We start from the raw sequence: 18842 nt of genomic DNA, 5'->3' as shown, positions 1-18842 counted from the left end.
TTCCGGGGCGGGGTCGGTCCCCCGGAGCCTAACCGTCGTGGATCATGAGGCAACCGGGTCACCGCAGCGCGGAGCGGGCCACCGGGAAGTCGAACCAGGTGTCCGGGTACGGCTCGTCCACGTACCGGTAGTGCCACCACTCGCGCGGATAGTTCTCGAAGCCCTGCGCCGTCATCAACTCCTTCAGCAACGCCCGGTTCCGGCGGGCGGTGTCGGTGAGCCCCGCGGCGGCGGTGTGGGCACGCGGGTCGAAGCAGTCGAACCCGGTGCCCATGTCGACCGAGTCGTCGGCGAAGCGCCGGCCGGCGGGCGCGGTGCAGGGCAGCAGCGGCTGGCCCGGCGCGTAGCCGGGCTGCGCGGGGGTGGGCACCGGGACCAGCGTCAGGTCGAGCGTGCTGCCCCGGCTGTGCGCCGTGGGCGCGCCGAGGTAGCCGTCGGCGAAGAGCCGGTCCTTCGGCACGTCGGGGTAGAACTCCGCCTTCATCTGCTGCTCCTGCGGGCGTTTCGCCCAGGCGACGAACTCGTTCGCGGCCCGCTGCGGGCGGTAGCAGTCGTACACCTTCAGGCCGCGTCCGCGGGCGAGCGCGGCGGCCTGCACCCGGTGCAGCGCCGCCGCGGCCCGGCGGGTGAGCAGGCAGAGCGGCTCGGGGTAGCCGTCGATCGGCCGGCCGACGAAGTTGTGCGCGCCGGCGTACCGGATGTCGGTGCGCACGCCTGGGTCGACGGTGGCCAGGTCGACGATGTCGGCCGGGGCACGGGGGCCGGTCGGGGTGGCCGACGGCGTCGGGCGCGGCGCGGGCCGCTGGCAGCCGGCCGCGAGGGCCGCGACCACCACGACCAGGACCACCGTCGTACGTCTGCGCACGCTGCCGTGTCTACCAGCCGACGCCCCGCCGCCGGGCCGGCATCGGCGAGCTTCAGTCGGTGAGCGTCGCCTGGAGGAAGTCGACAGCGGCGGCGTCGTCGTCGATGCCGCCCGCCTCGTGGCCGTTGAAGCGCCACACCGTCAGCTCCTTCTCCCCCCGGTAGTCGTGGTAGGCGGCGTACACCGTCGACGGCGGGACGATCTCGTCCATCAACGCGACGGAGAAGCGGGCCGGCACGTCGGCGCGCCGGGCGAACGCGACCCCGTCGACGTAGCCGAGCGTGTGGAACACCTGCTCCTCCCGGCCCCGGTGCACGGCCAGGTAGTCCCGGATCTCACGGAACGGCGGCGAGTCGGTGAGCGTCACGGCACGCGGGATGTCGCAGAGGAACGGCACGTGCGCGACCGCCGCGCGGACCCCCGACGCCAGCGCGGCGGCGGCCAGCGCGGCGGCCCCGCCCTGGCTGTGGCCCAGCACGGCGAGCCGGGTCGGGTCGACGCCCGGCAGGTCACCGGCGGCGTCGACGGCCCGGACCGCGTCGGTGAGGAAACGCCGGTAGTAGTAGCGGCGCGGGTCCTCCACGCCCCGGGTGGCCATGCCGGGCGCCTGCGGCCCGGCCGCCGCGACGTCCGGGGTGTCGCCGCGGCTCCACCCCGAGCCCTGGCCGCGGGTGTCCATCTGGAGGTGGGCGAAGCCGGCGGCGGACCAGAGCAGGTTCTCCAGCGGGTGGCCGCGCCCGCCGCCGTAGCCGACGTACTGCACCACTGTCGGCAGCGGCGTGGACGCGCCCCGGGGCACCCGCAGCCAGGCCCGGACCGGTTGCCCGGCGAAGCCGGGGAACGTCACGTCGAAGACGTCCACCGCCGCCAGCGGGGTGGACACCGCGGTCACGGTCGCCGGGTCGCCGCAGGAGCGGGCCTCCGCCAGCGTCTCGGCCCAGAAGGTGTCAAAGTCCGGCGGTTCGCGCAGGTCGCTGCGGTGCTGGCGGAGCTCGGCCTCGGTCAGGTCGGTGAACACGCCTGGGCTTCCTCGTCGGTCGGCGGCGGCACGTCGTCGCACGGTCGCCGACGCGTTTCCGGAAGGTTTCCGCAACTTGTCCGAACGCTAGGACCGGGTCGATCTGTCGTCAAGCCCTCGACGTACGGCAAGATGTCCGTGGGGCGGAACGGTTTTCCGGTCGGTCCGGCAGCCGGCGAAGGGAACACGGGTGAGCGCGGACGACGAGCGCAGGGTGACCATCACCGCGATCGCACGGGAGGCCGGCGTCTCGGTGCCCACCGTGTCACGGGTGCTCAACGGGCGTTCCGACGTCGCGCCGGACACCCGGGAGCGGGTCGAGGAGCTGCTGCGCCACCACGGCTACCGGCGACGCAACAGCCGCACCGTACGCCGGGCGGACCTGGTCGACCTGGTCTTCAACGACCTGGACAGCCCCTGGGCCGTGGAGATCATCCGTGGGGTGGAGGACGTCGGCCACGCCGCCGGGGTGGGCATCGTCGTCTCGGCCGTGCACCGCGAGTCCAGCTCCACCCGGCAGTGGCTGCACAACCTGCGCGCCCGCGCCTCCGACGGCGTCATCGTGGTGACCTCGCACCTGAGCCCGGCGGTGCACGCGCAACTGCGCCGGCTCAACGTGCCGGTGGTGGTGGTCGACCCGGACGCCGGCGTGGCCGGGACGGACGTGCCGGCGATCGGCGCCACCAACTGGACCGGCGGCCTGTCCGCCACCGAGCACCTGCTGACCCTCGGCCACCAGCGGATCGGGTTCGTCGCCGGCCCGCCGCACCTGCTGTGCAGCCGGGCCCGGCTGGACGGCTACCGGGCCGCGCTGGCCGCCGCCGGCGTGCCGGCCGACGACCGGCTGGTGCACCCCGGCGACTTCTACCACGCCTCCGGTTACACGGCCGGCGGCGCGCTGCTCGACCTCGACGACCCGCCCACCGCGATCTTCGCGGCCAGCGACCAGATGGCCTTCGGGGTCTACGAGGCGGTGCGCCGGCGCGGCCTGCGGGTCGCCGACGACGTTTCCGTGGTGGGCTTCGACGACCTGCCGGAGGCCCGGTGGGCGTCACCGCCGCTGACCACCGTGCGCCAGCCGCTGGTGGAGATGGGGCGGCTCGCCGCCCGCACCGTGCTGCGCCTGGCCCAGGGTGAGGAGATCGAGTCGCCCCGCATCGAGCTGGCCACCGAACTGGTGGTGCGGGACAGCACCGCGGCCCCCGCCGGCCGCTGACCGGCGGGACGCCTCAGTCTCCTTCCGGAACATCCGCCTCCCGCAGCCCGGGCGCGGCCGACAGCGCCACGGCCGTCGCGTGCCGGCGGCGACGGGCCAGCAGCACCGCTCCCCCGGTCACCACCACCGCGCCCACCGCCAGCGGCAGGCCGACGTCCGACCCCGCGCCGGGCCGCGCCGCGCCGCCGCCCAGGTCCGCGTGCCCGGCCAGCGCGGACGCGGCCCCGGTGGCGGCGGGCGTCGCCGCGCGGTCCAGCTCGCCCGGCTCCACCAGGCGGCCGACCGACGCGTCCCGGGGCAGCCCGAACCCCCAGTCCAGCAGCGCCGCGCCCTGCTGCCAGCCGCGCTGGGTGGGAATCTCCGCGCCGAGCAGCGTCACCACCAACCGGCGGCCGCCCCGCTCGGCCGCGCCGACGTACGTGTGCCGGGCCAGATCGGTGAAGCCGGTCTTGCCACCGAGCGCGCCCGGATAGTGGTCCAGCAGCATGTTGTCGTTCTGGATCTGGAACGCCTTCTCGTGCAGCGCCGGCTGGCCGGGCACCTGCGCGGTGCGGGTGGCGGTGTAGCGCCGGAAGGCCGGCTCGCGGAAGCACGCCCGCGCGATCAACGCCAGGTCGTACGCGCTGGTGAACTGCCCCGGACCGTCCAGCCCGGACGGCGTGACCGCGTGCGTCTGCCGGGCGCCGAGCCGGTGCGCCTCCTCGTTCATCGCGCGTACGCCGCCGGCCAGCCCGTCCGGGCCGCCGCCGAGCCGGGCCAGGGCGTTGGCCGCCTCGTTGCCCGACTTCAGCAGCAGGCCCAGCCAGATCGTCTCGATCCGGTAGTGCCCGCCCTCGGCCAGCCCCACCGCCGAGCTGCCCGGCTCGATCGCCAGGTCACCGGCGGTCATGGTGACCTCCCGGTTCGGGTCCAGCCGGGGCAGCATGGTGGCGGCCAGCAGCAGCTTCTGCACGCTGGCCGGGACGCCGTACTCGTGCGGGCCGCAGCCGCCGAGCACCGCGCCGGTGTCCAGGTCCGCGACCAGCCACGACGTCGCGGTCACCGGCGGCGGCGTCGCGGTCGCCGCGGGCGGGACGACGAGACCCGTAGTGTCCAGCGCCGCGCCGCCGACGGACCGGGCGGCCGGCTCGGGCGGCGGCGGGGCCTGCGGCGGGCGGGTCGCCGGGGCCGGCACGTTCGGGCAGGGCGGCGCTCCGCCCGGCAGCCGGCGGGCCGACCCACCGGCGGTCCGGGCCGCCGCCACGGCGGGTGTCACCGGCGTCGACAGCGGCAGCAGCAGGGCGGCGGCCAGCGCCACGGACGGTCCCCAGGTCCTCATGACCCGCACGCTAGCCACGCCCACCCGAACGGGTCGCCGGCTCCGGGATTCGCGTCCCGGAGCCGATGCCTGGCGGTAGGGTCCGCGCTCCCGGTCACCGCGCGGCGAGCCCGTGCGCGCCGAGCGGGCCGACCCGCCACCCCCGGCGGTGGCACTCCGCGAGCAGGCCGGGCAGCGCGGCGAGACCGGCCCGCCAGGCGCCCGGCGCGGCGGCGCAGGAGGAGTCGTGCAGCAGGACCGTGCCGCCGCCGCGCAACCCGGCCAGGACGCGTCGCCGGACGGTCTCCCCGGTCGCCGACGCGGTCCAGTCCCGCCCCCAGCAGCTCCACAGCACCGGCCGTAGGCGCAGCCGCCGGGCGGCGACCAGGGTCGCGCCGGTGAGCACCCCGTACGGCGGGCGCAGGAACGCCGGCGGCCGGCCGGTCACGTCCACCACCAGGTCGTACGCGCGGGTCAGGTCACGGACGGTGCCGGCCGGTCCACGCAGCAGTAGGTTGTCGTGCGCCCAGCCGTGCAGGGCCACCTCGTGGCCGGCCGCGACGAGCCGGCGGCCCAGGTCCGGTCGGCGGCGCAGCATCACGCCGAGCACGAAGAACGTGGCCCGGACCCGGTGCGCGGCCAGCGCGTCCAGGAAGTGCGGCGTCGACTCCGGGTCCGGGCCGTCGTCGAAGGTCAACGCGACCCGGTCGGGCGACCCGAGGCCGTGCAGGCCGGGCAGCAGGCGCCGCCGGAGGGCCGGCAGCGTGGTCACCGCCGGCGCCGCCTGGACCACCGGCAGCGCCACCGCCGCGCCGGCCAGAGCGGCGAACCTCACCGCAGCCCGCCGGTGGACTGGAGCAGCGCGGCGACGACTGCCACCGCGTCGCCGACCGGGTCCAGCAGCGGCCGGCGCCCCGGGTCGGCCGGCCCGGCCGGGACGGCCCGGCGCGCGGCCTCGGCGACCAGTCCGGCCGGATCCTCGGGTGATCCGGCGCGTCGCTCCACGCCGTCCGGCGGCGGCGCGCGGTGGTGCGGCGCGGTCGGCGGGCCGGCCCCGAGCACGGCCGCGAGCACCGGGCCGAGCTGTTCCGGCGTCGCCGCCCACCGGGTGAGGCCGGACCGGGCGAGGACGTCGGCGTTCGCCCGCCCGTGCCCGGGGAGGGGACGGTAGGTGACCACCGGCACCCCGGCCGCGAGCGCCTCCTGGCAGGTCAGCCCGCCGGCGTTCTCCACCACCACGTCCACCGCCCGCATCAGCGCCGGCATGTCCTCCACCCAGCCCAGCACGTGCCGGCCGGGACCACTCAGCCGTCGGCGCAGCGCCCGGTTACGCCCGCACACCACCACCGGCCACGCGCCGGTCGCGCCCACCTCCGCCACCGTGGCCGCCACCTCGCCGGCGCCCCACGACCCCGCCACCACCAGGGCGAGCACGCCGTCCGGCGGCAGGCCGAACCGCTCCCGGGCCCGCCGCCGGTCCAGTCCGGCACCCCCGGCGAACGCCCGCGAGACCAACGGCTGGACCACCGCGACGTCGACGTCCGCGCCCCGTTGCAGCTCGGCGTGCCGCACCGTGCAGTACACGTCCACGCCCGGCGCCAGCCAGGTCGGATGCACCACGAAATCGGTCACGTAGGTGAGGACCGGGACACGGAGCCCGCCACGGCGCCGCAGCGGCCCGAGAAGCTGGTTGGCGAACGGGTAGGTGGTCACCACCGCCCTCGTGTCCGGCGGGATGCGGCGGCGGATCCGGGCCCGGAACGGGCGCAGCAGGGCGCGGATGGCACGGACCGACACCCGGGACCGGCTGGTGAGCCGGAAGATCAGGTGGTAGCCCCGGGGAAGCCGGTGCAGCACCCCCCGGTACGCCTCCCGCACGGCGCGGTGCACCGGGCCGGGCAGCAGGTGGAGGAGGTTCAACCGGTCCACCTGGAAGCCCCGGCCGCGCAGGCGCTCCGCCAGCTCGTCGGCGGCCCGGTCGTGCCCGGCGCCGATGTCCGCGGAGACCACCACGATCCGTCCCGGGTGCGCCATGGGCGGCGCATACCCACCCGGACGGCGTCCACGCGGCCGGACCGGGACCGGTCAGGCGCGGCGGCGACCGGACCGCCGGGTACGGCCCCGCCGGGCGGCGAGCACCGTCACCGCCCCGCCCACGACGAGCGCCAGCAGCCCGGCGGCGGGCACGATGAGCGTCCAGTCCCCGTCGGCCATCCGGTGCAGCGCGGTGCCGGCCGGCCCCCGCCACGGTCGCGACGTCGGCCGCGCGGGCGCGGGCGCGGCGGCCGCCGGCGCCTTCGTCACCGCCGGCTCGGCCGGCTGGTCCAGCTCACCCGGGTCGACCAGCCGGCCGACCGACGCGTCCCGGGGCAGCGCGAAGCCCCAGTCGAGCAGTTGCGCGCCCTGCTGCCAGCCGCGTACCGGCCGGGCCTCGGCACCGAGCAGCGTCACCACCAGCCGGCGCCCGCCGCGCTGGGCGGCGCCGACGTAGCTGTGCCGGGCCAGCTCCGTGAAGCCGGTCTTGCCGCCCAGCGCGCCCGGGTAGCGGTAGATCAACTGGTTCTCGTTCTGGATCTGGAACCCGCCCTTCTTCAGCGCGGGCTGGGCGGGGATCTGGGCCCGCTCGGTCAACGCGTAGCGGCGGAAGCGGGGGTCGGCGAAGCAGGCACGGGCGATCAGCGCCAGGTCGTACGCGCTGGTGAACTGCCCCGGACCGTCCAGGCCGGACGGCGTGACCGCCCGGGTCTGCAACGCGCCGAGCCGACGCGCCTCGGCGTTCATCTGCTCGACCCCGGCCCGGGCGCTGCCGGCGCCGAGCCGCGCCAGCATGTTCGCCGCGTCGTTGCCGGACTGGAGCAGCAGGCCCAACCAGAGCGTCTCCACCGGGTAGCGCCCGCCGACCAGCAGGCCCACCGCCGAGCTGCCGGGCTCGATGTCCAGGTCCGCCTGGGTCGCGACCGCCACCTGCTTCGGGTCGAGACGGCTCAGCATGGTGGCGGCCAGCAGCAGCTTCTGGGTGCTGGCCGGCGTGCCGTACGCGTGCGGCCCGCAGGCGCCCAGCACGGCGCCACTGTCCAGGTCGGCGACCAGCCAGGTGGTGGCGGTGACCGCGGGCGGCGCGGGACTGCCGGGTGGGGTGACGAGGCCCGGACCGGCCAGCGTCTCGCCGCCCACCACCTGCTGCTCCGGCACCGGCGCCGGCGGGACGGGGCGCGGTGGCCGGGACACCTTCGGCGCGGGCAGCCGCGGGCAGGACACCGTGGCGCCGGGCCCGGGCGCCGGCGCGGGCGCGCCCTCCGCCGGGGCGGGCGCCCCGGCCACGAGCAGGGTGACGGCGGTGGCGGCGGCCAGGACCCGGGCTCTCATGAAGAGGCACCTTACCCAGCGCGACCGCGAAGGCGGCGCGGCTCACCCGGGCCGGTGACGGTGCGCCGCTTCGCCGGCTCCGCGCCGTGGTCGCGACGGTGGCCCGTCAGCGCACGCCGCGCAGCCACCGCCGCTGCCACGGCGTCTCCACGGCACGCGGGTGGTAGTGCGCGCGCACCCAGGCGACCGCCCGCTCGGGGTCCAGCCCGTCCAGCACCGCCAGGGCGGCCAGCGCGGTGCCGGTGCGGCCGACGCCGCCGTAGCAGGCGACCTCGACCCGCTGGCCGGCGTACGCGCGCCGCCGCGCCTCACGTAACGCGTCGAGGGCGTCGGCGCGGTCCAGTGGGAGCCAGAAGTCGGGCCAGCGGATCCGCCGCGCCGGCCAGGCCGGCTCGGGCCCGGGCGCCAGCAGCAGGGCGAAGTCGGCGGGTGAGGCCGTCGCGGCGACGCGGCGGCCCCGCACGGTGGCGCCGCCGGGCAGCGTGAGGAGACCGGCGGGATCCGTCCACGGTGGCGTCGGGTGCACCAGGTCATTGTGCGGCGTGCCCCGGACACGCGGGTGCCCGCCGGAGCTTCTCCGGCGGGCACTCACGATCGCCCGGGGTCCTCCCCCGGCGCGCCTCGGGTCAGCCGAGGCGACGGCGGCGCCAGGCCAGGGAGGCCAGCAGCAGCACCGCGCCGGCACCGGCCAGGCCACCGCCGAGCTTCAGCGGCGTGCCGATGCTGCCACCCGTGACGGGCAGGTGACCGCCGTGGTGCGGCGGACGCGGCGGGTGGGTCGGTCGTACCGGGAGCACCGTGGCGCTGGCGCTGGCGGTCCGGCCGGACGTCAACCCGGTCGCGGTGAACGTGTAGCGGCCCGGCCGGGTCGGCCGGTACGACACGCAGCAGACGCCGTTCGCGTCGGCCGTGGCGGTGAACGTCGTGGGCGCCGGCTGCGGCGTGGGACCGCTGGTCGGCTTGGGACGGCCCGCCGTGTACGCGACAGTCGTCATCGCCACCGTGCTGCCGTCGCTGCGCCGCGCGGTCCCCTCGGCCGGGGCGGCGAGGGGCAGGTCGGTGATGGTGACGTCGAACCGCACCTGCTCGTTCGGCAGGAAGCCCCGGGCACAGACCGTGAAGGTCTGGCCGAGCGTGATGGTGGACGGTGTCACGGTCACCGACGGTTGTGCGGGCGGGTAGACCGGTGGCTGCGGCTGCGCCGCCCCGGCCGCGGTCGGCGCGGCCACGACGGCCAAGCCCACCGAGAGCGCCATGATGATGCGGGATAGCCGCATGATGGATTCCCTCCTACTGTTCACATCTGGGTGCGGTGGTTATCTGGGTGGTCCACGGGGTGACGGTGGGAGTGAGCACCAACTCGGCCGTGCCCGCCCCGTTCTGGCCGGTGAGCAGCGTGACGTCGAGCGTCCGGGTCTGCCCCGGGCCGACCTCCACGGTCGCCACCGCCACCTGACGGCGGCGGTCGAGCCCGCCGCCCATCGCGGTGGCCCGGCCGTCCAGCCGGCCGGCGAGGACCGCGCCGCCGGTGGGCGTGTGTACCGAGACGAACGTGCGCGCGGTGTACTTGTCGCCGGACAGGGCCAGGCCCGTGACCGACTTGCTCAGACCCGACCGCGGGGCGGTGGAGTGCACAGTGACCCGCAGCCGCAGTTCGCGGCGCCCGTCCGGCTGGCACGCGCCGACCGTCAGGGCGGCCGAGAACCTGAGGTAGTAGCCGAGCTTCGCGCCGCTGCCGTCGTTGAGGAACACGCCGACTGTCGGCACGGTGTCCTGCTCCGGTAGCTGCCCGGCCAGCCGGGTGCCGGCCAGCGCGCGCTGTTCCTCAGATCGGACACTCCAGAACAATATCCGACGTTCCTGGATTGAGCGTCTAATAACGGTCAAAAGGGCTTTCGCGTCCACCGCCTTGGTGAACAACGCGCCGAACACCCCCGCGGCGGCCCGCGCGAAGAACGCGTCCTGGGCCCGCGTGTCCAGGTCCCGGTACGAGTCGCTGAGCAGGGTCCGCACGGCGGTGCTGCCGGCCAGCGCCGGCCCGTCCGGCACGGTGACCGGACCGATGACGCCGAGCAGGTACGACAGCACCACCGGATCCACCGCCAGCACGCCGTCCACCGTGATTCCGGTGCGACGGCGCACCATCTCCCGGTAGAGCGCGGCGGCGGTCGGGAAGTCCGGACTGAGGTTGACGTCCGCCGGGTACATCCCCGGCAGGTCGGACCAGAGCCGACGCACCTCCGGGTCCACCTTCAGCGGGGGGTCGAAGAGGGGCAACTGGCTGGCGCGCCCCTGGCCGGCCAGTTCGATCCGGCCGTTGTCGGCGCGCAGCACGGCGTACGCGCCGAACATGCCGCCGGTGGCGCGCAGCTCGGCCGGGTTCTGCGAGACGAGCAGGTAGCTGCGCGGGCCGTCGGCACCCAGCAGCGGCGGCAACAACCGCGCGCCGCGGTCGGCGGCCGAGGTGAGGTCGCCCAACTGGTCCAACTCCGCCCGCAGCGCGGTCACCGCGTCCCGCACCTGGGGCACCAGGCCACCGATCGGCACCGCGCGCAACCGCTCCGCGGTCCGGCGGACCGCCTGGTCGGCGTCGGACACCTCCGCCGCGACCGCGCGCAGGCGGCTCACATCGAGCCGGCCCTGCTTCGGCACCAGCGAGGCGAGGTCGACCCGGAGCAGCGTGGGAAAGGCGAGCCGGGCCAGGTCGTCCACCGCCACCGAGATCTGTCGGACCGCCGTCAGGTCGTCCCCGGCGTACGGGGTCCGCTGGCCGAGCCACCAGGCCGGGTCCCCGGTCGCCCCGCGGGCCGCGGCGGCCTGCTCCTGCAACGCGGCCAGGGTGCGTTGGGCCCGTGCCACGTCACCGTCCAGCACCTGGGAGCTGAGGTCCTTGGCGAGCCCGGCGGCGTTCACCAGGTGGGCCCGGGCCTGCCAGCCCCGGAACGTGACCCAGCCACCCACGGAGAGCAGCACGCAGACGACGACCAGCCCGACCAGCAGGACGCGGCGGACCCGGGCCCGGCTGCGTCGCCGGGAGCGTCGGCGTCGACGATGCGCCGCACCGTGTTCCGTCACGCCACTCTCCTCCGGGTCGGCGAGCCTTCGATCACGTTCGGTGTTCCGTGCCTGAATAGCAGTATGTATAGCCCAATCCGACCACTAGTCGGTTTTCATGTTTTTCCTCCGATTCGTGGCCACCTCGTGCAGGAACGCCTCGATCCGGTCGACGCCGGCCCGCAGCGACATCTGCCGCAGGTAGGCGTCCCGGCCCCGGCGGCCCATGTCGACCCGGGCGGCCGGGGGAATCGCCGCCGCCAGCCAGAACCGGTCGGCCAGAGCGGCCCAGTCCTCCGGCGGGCAGGACAGCCCGGCCCGGGCCCGCTCCACCAGCTCCGCGGTGTCGCCGCCGGCGGAGGCGACCACCGGCGCGGCGCAGGAGAGCGCGGCCGGCAACGTGCCGGGCACGGTGCCACGCAACTCCGGCCGGTCGCGCAGCATGACGAGCTGGTAGTCGGCGGCCGCGTACAGCTGCGGCATGTCCGCCGGCGAACGCCGCTCGACGAACCGGACGTTCTCCGCGCGCAGCTCGGCGGCGAGCCCCCGCACCCGCCGCTCCTCCGCGCCCGAGCCGACCAGGACCAGGTCCATCCGGTCCCCCAGCGCGGCCGCCGCCCGGACCGCGGTCTCCAACCCCTGGCGTACGCCGATCGTGCCGGCGTGCATCACCACGCACCGGTCGTCCCGGCGGATCAGCCGGCGAGCGGCGGGACCGGGCTCGGCCGGGCGGAACAGGCGCTCGTCGGTCCAGTTGAGCACCGTGCGCACGCGGTCCGGCGCGGCCCCGCCGGCGAGCACCAGCTCGCGCATGGACGGCGCGCTGACCGCTACCGCGTCCGCCTCCCGGTACAGCCGGCGCAGGCCGGCGTCCACCCGTCCCGCCCAGCCACGCGACGCCCCGGCGGCCGGGTCGTCCTCCGTCCAGACGTCCTGCACGTGCAGCACCGTCGGCATCCGGCCGAGCAGCCGCAGCAGGCCGGTCGCGGCGAAGGTCACCGCCGGGATCTGCAGGACGTACAGCGCGTCGAGACCCCGCAGGTAGCGCCGGCCGGCGAGCGCGGCGCTGCCGGCGAAGGAGAGCCGGCCCGCGGCCCGCGCGCGGGCGGAGCCCTCGCCACCGGCGTACCGGGGCACCCGGCGGACGGTCAGCCGCTCGCTGCGGGTCTGGTGCCACCACCGCTGCCGCCAGCCCGGATAGACCTGGCCGCCGGGGTGGTCCGGGAAACCGGTGAGCACGCGCACCTCGTGGCCCCGGGCGGCCAGCTCCTCGGCCAGGCTGCCCGGGATGAACGCCGGTTCCGGCGGGAAGTGGTACGACAGGATGCCGATCTTCATGACTGCGCTCCCGGCGCGGCCTGCCGGACCCGGGTCCCCCGCGGCGCGTACGATGCCGGCATCCCCTCGGCGTGCGGCCGCGACCGCCGGCAGCACGCGACCGCACCGACCAGAGGGGTCCAGATGCGCGACGGGGTGCTCTTCGTCTGCCACGCGAACATGTGCCGGTCACCGATGGCCGAGTTCATCGCCCGCCGGTTGCTGGCCGGCCTCCCGGTGACGGTGGCCAGCGCCGGCACCGACGCGGTCGACGGGGCGGCCATGCACCCGTACGCCGTCGAGGTGACCGCCGGGACCGGCGCGGACGTGACCGCCTTCCGCACCCGCCGGCTGTGCCCGGAGCACCTGACCGGGGCGACGCTGGTGCTGACCGCGACCCGGCGACAGCGCTCGGCCTGCGCGGCGCTGGCTCCGGCCGCGTTGGGCCGGACGTTCACGCTGCGCCAGTTCGCCCGCCTCGCCGACGCGGCCGAGCCGTGCGGCGCCAACGGGGACACCCCGCTGCGGGTGGCCGTGGCGGCGGCCGTCCGCGCCCGGGGGCGGTTGCAACCCGCCGCCCCCGGCGCGGACGACCTGCCGGACCCGATCGGAGGCTCCCCGGCCGACTTCCGGCGCTGCGCCGAGGAGATCGAACGGTCGATCCGGCCCGTGCGCGCGCTCATCGCGACAGCCGGGTGAGTTCCTGCGTCGGATCGCTGGCGGGCACGTGCGCACCACGCCGCGCCGCCTCGGCCCGGTCCGCGGGCACCGAGGTCGTCGCGGGCGGCACGACCACCTTGTACGTCTCGTACTGGTAGGCGTCGGACTTGCCCACCTTGGCCATGTTGAGCACGCAGCCGAGCAGGCGTACCGACACCGAGCTGAGCGCCCGCGTCGCGGCGGCCACCTGACTGCGCGAGGTCCGCCCCTGCTGGGTGACCAGGAGCGCGCCGTCGGCCTGGACGGCCACCACCACACCGTCGGTGACCGCGAGCAACGGGGCGGTGTCGATGATCACGATGTCGGCGGACTCGCGCAGCGACACCAGCAGGTCCGCCATCGCCTTGGAGCCGAGCAGCTCGCTCGGGTTCGGCGGGGCGGCGCCGCTGGGCAGCACCAGCAGCGACTTCTCGCCCCAGCGCTGCACCACGTCACCGACCTGGACGTCGCCCACGAGCACGTCGGTGAGCCCGATCCCACCGTCGAGGCCGAGGTAGTCGGCCGCCTTGGGACGACGCAGGTCGGCGTCGATGAGCAGCACCCGCCACCCCGCCTCGGCCAGCGCGATGGCGGTGTTGCAGGCCATGGTGGTCTTCCCCTCGCCCTGGAGGGCGCTGGTGACCGCGATGACCCGCGCCGGCTCGTGCACGTCCACGAAGCGCAGGTTGGTCCGCAGCTTGCGGACCGCCTCGGCGCGGGCCGAGGTGGCGGCGTCGCCGACGATCAGCGGGGAGGACTTCGCGGCGGACTCGAACGGGATCTCACCCAGCAACGGGCTGCCGGTCACCCGTTGCAGCGCGGCGGCGTCCCGCATCCGCACGTCGGCCAGGCCCCGCAGCACGGCCAGGCCGGCGCCGACCAGCAGACCGAGCAGCCCGCCCAGGACCAGGTTGCGCACCGGCCGCGGGGAGACCGGGCTGGCGGTCACCCGCGGGCCGCTCACCACCTCGACCTTGACCGGGGACACCTGCTCGTTCGGCGGCGTCTCCACCTTCCGGACCAGTTCGGTGAACTTGGCGGAGAGCGCCTCGGTGGTCTTGAGCGCCCGGGTCTGGTCGGTGTCGGTGACGGTGGCGGTGAGCAGCACCGTGTCGGGCTTGGTGGAGGTGCTGATCCGGCTGCGCACCTGGTCGGCGGTGAGCCCGAGCGGGGCGTCCGCGACCACGCTCTGCGCCAGCCGGTCGCTGGTGAGCAGGTCGGCATAGGACTTGACCCGCTGCTGGAGGAACAGGCTGCCCTGGTAGGCGGCGGTCACCGCCTGGCTGGGGGTGGTGACGAAGAAGGTCACCGACGCCTGGTACCGGGGCGGCGTCCGGACCGTCACCAGGGCGGCGGCGCCGACGGTGAGCATCACCGTGACCAGCATGATCCACCAGTGGCGTCGGACCAGGCGCAGGTAGCCGAGAACATCCATCACGCTCCCCCTCGCGACACGCCGGTCTGCCCAGAAAACTGCACGAAAGCCCCCTATAAGCCCCAGTAGTCGTGCCAGGATCGAATCGCCTATTAACCACGTTAGGTGACGAGACGAATCTAAACGACCGGACATGCGCAGACGATGTAAATCCGTTCATTCCGGCTAGGACCACGAGGGCAGCCCATGGATCGTGAAGCCACCGCCGCCGAAGACGCCGTGCGACCGGGCAGCCGGATCACCCACCGCGCCGCCACCCTCTCCCTGTTAACGCTGGACACGGCCGCGTGGTGCGGAGGATTCCTCGGCGCCGCCTGGACCCGGTACGAGTTCGAGCTGACCGCCGCCCGCAGCGCCCGGACCATCGCCGCGGCACTCGCCTGCGCCGCGCTGTACGCGCTCCTCACGCTGCTGCGGTCCCGGCTCTACGGCCGCTACCCGATCGGCAGCGCCGGGGACGCCCGCGGGCTGGCCGTCCGGGTCGCGATCGCCGCGGCGGTCACGCTCGTCGGCGTGCTGCCCTGGGCCCAACGGCCGGTCCCGGCGACCACCCCGCTGGTCGGCGGCGCCGTCGCGCTCGTGCTGATGGCTGCCGGCCGCGGACTGTGGCGGGCGCACGCCGACCGGCACCGCCCGGCGGCGCGGCACGCCGAGCGGTGCCTGGTCTACGGCGTGGACGCGGCCAGCGAACGGCTGGTCCGGGTGCTGCTGCACGACCCGGACAGCAGCTACCGGCCGGTGGGCCTGCTCGACGACGCCCCGGAGAGTCGCGGGCTCCGCCTGGAAGGGCTGCGGGTGCTCGGCGGACGGGAGCAGGTCGGCGCCGTCATCCGGGCCACCCAGACCCGTACCGTCATCTTCTCGATGACCGGCTTCGACCCGCAGCTGCTGCGCGACGTGCGCACCCGCACGCTGGAGGCCGGGGCCGCGTTCAAGGTCCTGCCGCCGGTCCGCGAGGTGCTCGACCGCCCGGTCGCCGCCACCGACGTCCGCGACCTCCAGCTCACCGACCTCCTCGGCCGCGCCCAACGGGTCGCCGAGCTGGCCGTCGAACGCGGCGGGCTGGCCGGCCGGCGGGTGCTGGTCACCGGCGCCGGCGGCTCCATCGGCTCGGAGCTGTGCCGGCAGATCGCCCGCTGCGAACCGGACGAGCTGATGATGCTCGACCGGGACGAGTCCGCGCTGCACGCGCTCCAGATGTCGCTGCACGGCCGGGCCCTGCTGGACGGCCCGGAACTGATCCTGGCCGACATCCGGGACGCCGAGGGCATCGCCCGGGTGATCGCCGACCGGCAGCCCGACGTGGTGTTCCACGCGGCGGCGCTGAAGCACCTGACGCTGCTCCAGCGACACCCCGGCGAGGCGATCAAGACCAACATCTGGGGCACCCTCAACGTGCTGGAGGCGTGCCGGGACGTCGCCGAGTTCGTCAACATCTCCACCGACAAGGCGGCGAACCCGACAAGCGTCCTCGGCTTCTCCAAGCGAATCACCGAGCGGATCACCGCCCACCGGGCCGCGCAGCTCGGCGGCACGTACCTGAGCGTGCGGTTCGGCAACGTGCTGAGCAGCCGGGGCTCGGTGCTGACCGCGTTCCAGGCGCAGATCCGGGCCGGCGTGCCGATCACCGTCACCCACCCGGACGTGACCCGCTACTTCATGACCGTGCAGGAGGCCGTCCACCTGGTCCTGCAGGCCGCGACCATCGGCCGCGGCGGCGAGGCGCTGGTGCTCGACATGGGCGAGCCGGTCCGGATCGCGGACGTGGCACGCCGGCTGTCCGCGGAGGCGGACCACCCGGTGGACATCGTCTTCACCGGGCTGCGGCCGGGCGAGAAGCTGCACGAGCACCTCTTCGGCGCCGACGAGTCGGACAGCCGGCCGCTGCACCCGTTGATCTCCCACGTGCCGGTGCCCCCGCTCGACCCGGACGAGGTGCGCGCGCTGGACCCGTACGCCGATCCGGACGAGCTGATCAAGCGGATGGCGGCGTTCTGCGAGACCGTCGGCGCGGTCCTGCCGGCGCTGCCCGGCCAGCGCTGAGCCGCCGGCGGCGGTGCGCGGCGCCGCTCCGCTCGCCGCCGGTCCGGCGGACCGGTAGGGTTGGCGGCGGTGTGCCGGGAAGCCTGGTCGGCGATGGATCCACCGACCCCTGCTCCCGGACGGAAACCGTATGCCCCATCACACCCCGCGTCCCTCCCGCCTGCTCGAGCGCCGCTCCTGGCCGGAGGCCCGCTTCCTGGCGGACGTGCTGCGCACCGAGACGGTCGGCGGCGGGCTGCTGCTGCTCGGCGCGGTCCTCGCCCTGGTCTGGGCGAACTCGCCGTGGCGCGCGTCCTACGCCGCGCTGGGCGAGTGGGTGCCCTGGCCGGGCGGCGCGGCGCTGCACCTCGACCTCGGTCTCGCCACCTGGGCCGCCGACGGGCTGCTGGCGATCTTCTTCTTCGTGGTCGGCCTCGAACTCAAGCGCGAGTTCGTCGCCGGGGACCTGCGGGACCCCCGGCGGGCCGCGTTGCCGGTGGTCGCCGCCGTCGGCGGCATGGTGGTGCCGGCGCTGATCTACCTGGCGGTGACCGCCAGCGCCGGCGGCGCGGGGCTGCGCGGCTGGGCGATCCCCACCGCCACCGACATCGCGTTCGCGCTCGCCGTGCTGGCCGTGATCGGCTCGCACCTGCCGGCCGGGCTGCGAGCCTTCCTGCTCACCCTCGCGGTGGTCGACGACCTGCTCGCCATCACCGTCATCGCGGTGTTCTACACCGCCGACTTCCACCCGCTGCCGCTGCTCGGCGCGCTGCTGCCGATCGCCGGGTTCGCGCTGCTGGTTCAGCGGCGGCGCACCTGGTGGTGGGCGCTGATCCCGCTCGCGCTGACCGCCTGGGTGCTGGTGCACGCCTCGGGGGTGCACGCGACGGTGGCCGGCGTGCTGCTCGGCTTCACCGTGCCGGTCCTCACCGGGCGGCGCGGCGAGCCGGGGCTGGCCGAACGGCTGGAGCACCGCTGGCGGCCGATCTCCGCCGGCCTCGCCGTGCCGGTCTTCGCGTTCTTCGCCGCCGGGGTCTCCCTGGTCGACGTGGACCTGGGCGCGGTCGTCCGGGACCCGGTCGTGCTCGGCGTGGCCGGCGGCCTGGTGCTGGGCAAGGTGATCGGGGTGTTCGGCTCGACGTTCCTGCTCGCCCGGTTCACCCGCGCCGAGCTGGATGAGGAGATCACCTGGGCGGACCTGGCCGGGCTGGCGTTGCTGGCCGGCATCGGCTTCACCGTGTCGCTGCTGATCGGGGAGCTGGCGTTCGGCCCGGGCAGCCCCGAGGACGCGCGGGTCAAGGCCGCCGTGCTGGCCGGTTCGTTGATCTCGGCCGCCCTGGCCGCCGTGGTGCTGCTGCGACGCAACCGGGTGCACCGCCGGATCAGCGAACGGGAGAGCCGGGACGACGACGGCGACGGCATTCCGGACGTCTACCAGGAACGGCCGGTCTGACCGCACGCGCCGGCCGCCGTCCCGGTCGGGGCGGCGGCCGGCGTACGGCGGCGATCAGCGGCGGCGCCCGGCGGGGCGGTCGGCGTCGTCCTCGGTCTCCTCCAGCGCGTCGGCGGACGGCTCGGTGAGGTCGTCACCCGGCACCGCGACCCGCTCTTCGCGGTCCTGCTCGTCCGCGCGACCGCCGGCCGGCGGCTCCGGTGCCGTGGCGCCCCCGGCGAAGCCGTACTCGTTGGGCTCGTCGTGCCTGCTCATGCGCGGAACCTCCCGATCGTCCGAATCCGGTGGTGGCACCGCGGTGCCACCACCGGACCACTTACCCATCGGGAGCGCGCCCGATCATCGGACCGGCTCAGGTGAGTTCGGAGATCGCCTCGAAGACGAGCCAGAGGCCGCAGATGGCGAACAGCACGGCCGCGCCGTACCGGATGGTCCGCTCCGGCAGGTGCCGGCCGAGCATCCGGCCCACCAGGATCGCCAGCGCGTCCGCCGCGACCATGCCCAGCGTGGAGCCGAGCCAGGTGCCGAACCAGCCGTACTTGGTGGCCAGCGTGATGGTCGCGAGCATGGTCTTGTCACCCAGCTCGGCCAGGAAGAACGCCACACCGACCGCGACGATCGCCGACTTGGTGCTGCGTTCGGCCTTCTGCTTCTCCTCCTCGGTCAGCTTGTCGCCGCGCAGCGTCCAGGCGCCGAACCCGAGGAACGCCAGGCCGGCGATCAGCGAAATCCAGCCCGTGGGCAGGGCCGCGTTGAGACCGACACCGATGGCCACCGAGGCCAGGTGGACGATCGCGGTGGCGATGGTGATGCCGATGAGCACCGGCACCGGTCGGAAACGCGTGGCGAATGTCAGTGCCATGAGCTGGGACTTGTCCCCCAGCTCAGCGACGAAGATGACGCCGAAGCTGATCACCAGCGCGACGAGGAAACCCTCCATGTGAACCTTCCCGATCAAGCCGGGAGGAGAGACAGGGGTGCCCTCGACCCGGCTGCGACAGCCTGAGTCGAAGGTCTCGCCCGCCCCGGGAACCGGGGCCGCGTGGCCGGATGCGGAACGCACCAGTGTGTCGACCACGACATTGGGGGCTACTCCCCTT

Annotated in this window: 17 protein-coding genes; 4 read left to right on the top strand and 13 right to left on the bottom strand. The window is 75.3% G+C overall.

Annotation, left to right across the window (positions count from 1 at the left end):
• Window positions 1–58 precede the first annotated feature (58 nt).
• Entirely contained in the window at window positions 59–865 is an 807-nt protein-coding gene (locus tag ACH495_RS13500; protein ID WP_396858003.1) for a M15 family metallopeptidase, read from the bottom strand.
• A gap of 52 nt (window positions 866–917) precedes the next feature.
• Window positions 918–1883, bottom strand: coding sequence for an acetylxylan esterase (locus tag ACH495_RS13495; RefSeq protein WP_396858002.1), 966 nt, complete (start codon window positions 1881–1883; stop codon window positions 918–920).
• Window positions 1884–2073: 190 nt separating this feature from the next.
• Here ACH495_RS13495 and ACH495_RS13490 point away from each other — a divergent pair, with 190 nt between their 5' ends.
• Window positions 2074–3099, top strand: coding sequence for a LacI family DNA-binding transcriptional regulator (locus ACH495_RS13490; protein WP_396858001.1), 1026 nt, complete (start codon window positions 2074–2076; stop codon window positions 3097–3099).
• Window positions 3100–3112: 13 nt separating this feature from the next.
• On the opposite strand, the gene ACH495_RS13485 is transcribed toward ACH495_RS13490, so the two are convergent.
• The 8 genes from ACH495_RS13485 to ACH495_RS13450 all read right to left on the bottom strand — a co-directional run bounded on the left by ACH495_RS13485 (window position 3113) and on the right by ACH495_RS13450 (window position 12154).
• Window positions 3113–4417, bottom strand: coding sequence for a D-alanyl-D-alanine carboxypeptidase family protein (locus ACH495_RS13485; protein WP_396858000.1), 1305 nt, complete (start codon window positions 4415–4417; stop codon window positions 3113–3115).
• A 94-nt stretch (window positions 4418–4511) separates the two neighbouring features.
• Entirely contained in the window at window positions 4512–5231 is a 720-nt protein-coding gene (locus tag ACH495_RS13480) for a polysaccharide deacetylase family protein (RefSeq protein WP_396857999.1), read from the bottom strand.
• Window positions 5228–6430, bottom strand: coding sequence for a glycosyltransferase (locus tag ACH495_RS13475; RefSeq protein ID WP_396857998.1), 1203 nt, complete (start codon window positions 6428–6430; stop codon window positions 5228–5230). The genes ACH495_RS13480 and ACH495_RS13475 overlap by 4 nt, the downstream gene beginning before the upstream one ends.
• Before the next feature lie 51 nt (window positions 6431–6481).
• Complete coding sequence (locus tag ACH495_RS13470; protein WP_396857997.1) at window positions 6482–7762, bottom strand: D-alanyl-D-alanine carboxypeptidase family protein; 1281 nt, start codon at window positions 7760–7762, stop codon at window positions 6482–6484.
• Between the two features lie 106 nt (window positions 7763–7868).
• Complete coding sequence (locus ACH495_RS13465) at window positions 7869–8288, bottom strand: protein-tyrosine phosphatase family protein (protein WP_396857996.1); 420 nt, start codon at window positions 8286–8288, stop codon at window positions 7869–7871.
• 100 nt (window positions 8289–8388) lie between these two features.
• Entirely contained in the window at window positions 8389–9039 is a 651-nt protein-coding gene (locus ACH495_RS13460; RefSeq protein WP_396857995.1) for a hypothetical protein, read from the bottom strand.
• A 13-nt stretch (window positions 9040–9052) separates the two neighbouring features.
• Window positions 9053–10837, bottom strand: coding sequence for a DUF4012 domain-containing protein (locus ACH495_RS13455; RefSeq protein WP_396857994.1), 1785 nt, complete (start codon window positions 10835–10837; stop codon window positions 9053–9055).
• Window positions 10838–10921: 84 nt separating this feature from the next.
• Window positions 10922–12154 carry a glycosyltransferase family 4 protein gene (locus tag ACH495_RS13450; protein ID WP_396857993.1) on the bottom strand — a complete coding sequence of 411 codons (1233 nt, stop codon included), beginning with the start codon at window positions 12152–12154 and terminating at the stop codon, window positions 10922–10924.
• 123 nt (window positions 12155–12277) lie between these two features.
• Here ACH495_RS13450 and ACH495_RS13445 point away from each other — a divergent pair, with 123 nt between their 5' ends.
• Window positions 12278–12832: a low molecular weight phosphatase family protein gene (locus ACH495_RS13445; RefSeq protein ID WP_396857992.1), complete on the top strand. Its 555-nt coding sequence runs from the start codon at window positions 12278–12280 to the stop codon at window positions 12830–12832.
• Here ACH495_RS13445 and ACH495_RS13440 read toward each other — a convergent pair.
• Complete coding sequence (locus ACH495_RS13440; RefSeq protein ID WP_396857991.1) at window positions 12813–14267, bottom strand: polysaccharide biosynthesis tyrosine autokinase; 1455 nt, start codon at window positions 14265–14267, stop codon at window positions 12813–12815. The genes ACH495_RS13445 and ACH495_RS13440 overlap by 20 nt on opposite strands.
• Before the next feature lie 186 nt (window positions 14268–14453).
• On the opposite strand from ACH495_RS13440, the gene ACH495_RS13435 reads away from it, so the two are divergent.
• A complete protein-coding gene (locus ACH495_RS13435) occupies window positions 14454–16310 on the top strand; it encodes a polysaccharide biosynthesis protein (protein ID WP_396857990.1) in 1857 nt (618 codons plus the stop codon).
• A gap of 130 nt (window positions 16311–16440) precedes the next feature.
• Complete coding sequence (gene nhaA, locus ACH495_RS13430) at window positions 16441–17742, top strand: Na+/H+ antiporter NhaA (protein WP_396857989.1); 1302 nt, start codon at window positions 16441–16443, stop codon at window positions 17740–17742.
• Window positions 17743–17796: 54 nt separating this feature from the next.
• Here nhaA and ACH495_RS13425 read toward each other — a convergent pair whose 3' ends face one another.
• On the bottom strand, window positions 17797–17997 hold the full coding sequence (locus tag ACH495_RS13425; protein WP_396857988.1) for a hypothetical protein: 201 nt from the start codon (window positions 17995–17997) through the stop codon (window positions 17797–17799).
• A 97-nt stretch (window positions 17998–18094) separates the two neighbouring features.
• Window positions 18095–18682 (bottom strand): TMEM165/GDT1 family protein, encoded by a 588-nt coding sequence (locus ACH495_RS13420; protein ID WP_396857987.1) that lies wholly within the window; start codon window positions 18680–18682, stop codon window positions 18095–18097.
• Window positions 18683–18842 lie beyond the last annotated feature (160 nt).

Origin of the sequence: Micromonospora sp. NPDC018662 (assembly GCF_044391475.1) — a bacterium.
In the GTDB taxonomy this organism is placed as follows: domain Bacteria; phylum Actinomycetota; class Actinomycetes; order Mycobacteriales; family Micromonosporaceae; genus Micromonospora.
Note: the sequence above shows the minus strand (reverse complement) of the source record. Positions and strands in the feature narration are given on the sequence as shown.